This window comes from Cellulomonas sp. P4_H12, assembly GCF_056400905.1.
Window position 1 is genome coordinate 1 of sequence record NZ_JBFUKJ010000110.1, and the last position, 596, is coordinate 596.

A 596-nucleotide genomic window follows, 5' to 3' on the forward strand; every position below is an offset into this window, starting at 1 on the left:
ATGCTGCGCACCGGCTACCCGCTGTCCGCGGTGACCGAGGCGCTGTGCAACCGCTGGCAGCCCGGGGTGCGGCTGATCCCCGTCACCGACGACCGCAGTGAGACGCACGTCGTGATCACCGATCCGGCCGACGGCGAACAGCGAGCAATTCATTTCCAGGAATGGTGGGTGCGGCACCGGGCCCAGGTACCGACCCACAGTTTCGTCCATGTCGGCGCGGACAAGGCGGCACCCGCACCGGGCGTGATCGACGCCCTGGAGAATGCGGATGCGGTGCTGCTGGCGCCGTCGAACCCGGTGGTCAGTGTCGGCGCGATCCTCGCCGTCCCCGGCATCCGGGGTGCGCTGCGGACCGGACGCGCCAAGGTGGTCGGCCTGTCCCCCGTGATCGACGGCAAGCCGCTGCGCGGCATGGCCGACGAGTGCCTGGAGGTGATCGGCGTCGAGACCTCCGCCGAGGCAGTGGGGCGCTACTACGGCGCGCGATCGGACACCGGAATCCTGGACGGCTGGCTGATCCACGACACCGACACCGCCGACGTCCCCGGCGTAGCGGTCGAGGCGGTCCCGCTGCTGATGACCGACCCGGAGACCAC

The 596-nt window shown here is 70.6% G+C and carries 1 protein-coding gene; it reads left to right on the forward strand.

Translation table 11 applies throughout. The annotated features are described in order from the left end of the window. Positions 1–596: 2-phospho-L-lactate transferase CofD family protein (locus AC1DQC_RS20030; RefSeq protein ID WP_477052979.1), on the forward strand; the 596-nt coding region annotated here is incomplete at both ends.